This window comes from Citreimonas sp. (genome assembly GCF_042096055.1).
Classification (GTDB): domain Bacteria; phylum Pseudomonadota; class Alphaproteobacteria; order Rhodobacterales; family Rhodobacteraceae; genus Citreimonas.
On sequence record NZ_JBELMH010000008.1, the window covers coordinates 33,607 to 36,107 of the forward strand.

General features: G+C 67.4%; 3 protein-coding genes and 1 pseudogene. All 4 read left to right on the forward strand.

The annotated features are described in order from the left end of the window. Positions 1-247, forward strand: a 247-nt coding sequence (locus tag ACFDTC_RS03690) for a hypothetical protein (protein WP_375257520.1), incomplete at its 5' end; no start/stop codon positions are given. 69 nt (positions 248-316) lie between these two features. Continuing rightward, the gene (locus tag ACFDTC_RS03695; protein WP_375257521.1) at positions 317-808 is read left to right on the forward strand and encodes a DUF892 family protein; all 492 of its coding nucleotides are present in this window, start codon (positions 317-319) and stop codon (positions 806-808) included. Between the two features lie 108 nt (positions 809-916). Then, positions 917-2,146 carry a putative DNA modification/repair radical SAM protein gene (locus tag ACFDTC_RS03700; RefSeq protein WP_375257522.1) on the forward strand — a complete coding sequence of 410 codons (1,230 nt, stop codon included), beginning with the start codon at positions 917-919 and terminating at the stop codon, positions 2,144-2,146. Positions 2,147-2,149: 3 nt separating this feature from the next. Beyond that, positions 2,150-2,501 (forward strand): annotated as a pseudogene (locus ACFDTC_RS03705) (uracil-DNA glycosylase); the annotation flags it as partial.

Here is a 2,501-nt window from a genome sequence, read left to right on the forward strand (position 1 = left end):
CCGCTTGGGCCGCGCGCTGCTGCACCTGCGCCGCGACCGGCCGGACTTCTTCGCCAAGGCCGAAACCGCACTCTCGGGCGACGGCGGCGGGGAGTCGCTGACGCTGACCCGCACGGTCGGGCCGGACACGCTGAGCGTGACGATCCGACCTTCCGAGGCCGGCCAGTCTGTCACGCTCGGCTGGAACGGCGAGCCGGTGGACTACACCCTCGCCGCGGCACAGCTGAACGACCCGTCGCACGCCTAGGACAGGGAACAGGGACCCGTCGGTTTCCGTTGTCCCGACAAGACTTCCACGCCGCACAGGAGACACGCGATGGACGACCTCAAGGACCTTTACATCGACCAGATGCAGGACCTGCATTCCGCCTGCAAGCAGTCGCGCGATATCGTCATCAAGCTCGAAGAGGCAGCCAAGGACGACCGCCTGAAAGAGGCGCTGCACGCCGGGCACAAGGGCATCTCGGACGGGATGGAGATGATCGCGTCGATCGTCCGCGCCCACGATGCCGACCCGGAAGGCGAGCATTGCAAGGGCATGCAGGGCCTCGTCGCCGAGGCCAAGGCCCACGCGCTGGAAGAGGATTTCTCGGACGACGACGTGCGCGACGCGATGATCATCACGCAGTACCAGCGCATGGTGCATTACGCGATCGCGGGCTACGGCTGCTGCAAGGCTTTCGCGCAGCGGCTGAACCTCGACGACGACGCGGCCAAGATCGACAAGCACCTGTCGCACACCTACCACGGTGACGAGACGATGACCGCGCTGGCGCGCAACGGCATCAACAAGGCCGCCGCCACCTGAGGCGACTTGTTCGCGACGCTGTCAAAGGCGGTCCTTCGGGGCCGCCTTTTTCGTGCGTTCACGCAGCCGTGCCTTGCGGGTGGGTGCTGTGGAACGTATGAAGAACACATGGCTCGGATGACGATACAGGACAAGCTGGCGCTGCTGTCGGACGCGGCGAAATACGACGCCTCGTGCGCGTCGTCGGGCACGGCCAAGCGCGGCTCGCGCGACGGCAAGGGGTTGGGGTCAACCACCGGATCGGGGATCTGTCACGCCTATGCCCCCGACGGGCGGTGCATCTCGCTGCTCAAGATCCTGATGACCAATTACTGCATCTACGACTGCGCCTATTGCGTGAACCGCGCGTCATCGAACGTGGCCCGCGCCCGCTTCACCGTGGACGAGGTGGTTTGGCTGACGACCGAGTTCTACCGCCGCAACTACATCGAGGGGCTGTTCCTGTCCTCGGGCATCATCAAATCGTCGGATTACACGATGGAGCAGATGGTGCTGATCGCGGAAAAACTGCGTGCGCAGGGCTTCCGCGGCTACGTGCACCTCAAGACGATTCCCGACGCCTCGCCCGAACTTGTCGAGCGTGCGGGGTTGGCCGCCGACCGCCTGTCGATCAACATCGAACTGCCCACCGATGCGAGCATCAAGGCCTACGCGCCGGAAAAGGACGCGCGCAGCATCCGCGCGGCGATGGGCAAGGTGCGCCTGACAGGTGAGGATTACGCCGACCGGTCGCATACCGGGCGCCGCCGGGGCCGTTTCGCGCCGGCCGGGCAATCGACGCAGATGATCGTCGGTGCGGACGGGTCCAACGACGCCACGATCCTCGGCAACGCCGATCGGCTCTACGGCGCCTACGGCTTGAAGCGGGTCTACTACTCGGCCTTCTCGCCCATCCCCGACAGCAGCGCGGTGCTGCCGCTGGTCGATCCACCGTTGATGCGCGAACACCGCCTCTACCAGGCCGACTGGCTGCTGCGCTTCTACGGGTTTGAACTGTTCGAGATCGTCACCCGCGACAGCGCAGGGATGCTCGACCTCGACGTGGATCCGAAACTTGCCTGGGCGCTGGCCAACCGCGACCGCTTTCCGGTCGACGTGAACCGCGCCACCAAGGATGCCCTGCTGCGGGTGCCCGGTTTCGGCACCAAGATCGTCGACCGGATCATCAAGGCGCGCCGCTCGGGCAGCCTGGGGCTCGAGGACATCCGCCGCATGGGCGGGCGTGTGAAGCAGGCGCGGCCCTTCGTGGTGACGAAGGATCACCACCCCAAGGCGACGCTCGACGCCACCGACCTGCGCGCGCGCTTCGTCAAGCCCAAGCAGATGGAGCTGTTCTAGCCCATGTTCGCGCCCCGCCTGCCGCGCCTCGGCACGTTGGGGGCCTGGCGCGACGCCGCGCGCCTGCTCGCCTCGCACCGCGTACCGCCAGAGGCGGTCCAGTGGGGGCTCGAGGGCGATCCCGACCCGCTTTTCGCCGAACCGCTGCCCGCGATGGGCGAGCCCTTCGGCGTGCCGCGCGGCTTCGTGGACATGGCGCGGCTGCTGATCCCCGAGCGGTCGCATCGCGGCATGGCGGTCGCGTACGGCCTGCTGGTGCGCCTGCGCGACGATCCCGGCCTGCTGGGCCGCCGCGCCGACCCGCTCGTGGCCGAGGCCGAGCGCATCGCCAAGGACATCCGCCGCGACCTGCACA

Bases quoted from the DNA above. Each gene is read 5' to 3' on its own strand.
- ACFDTC_RS03695 (WP_375257521.1), top strand. From the start codon at position 317: ATGGACGACCTCAAGGACCTTTACATCGACCAGATGCAGGACCTGCAT.
- ACFDTC_RS03700 (WP_375257522.1), top strand. From the start codon at position 917: ATGGCTCGGATGACGATACAGGACAAGCTGGCGCTGCTGTCGGACGCG.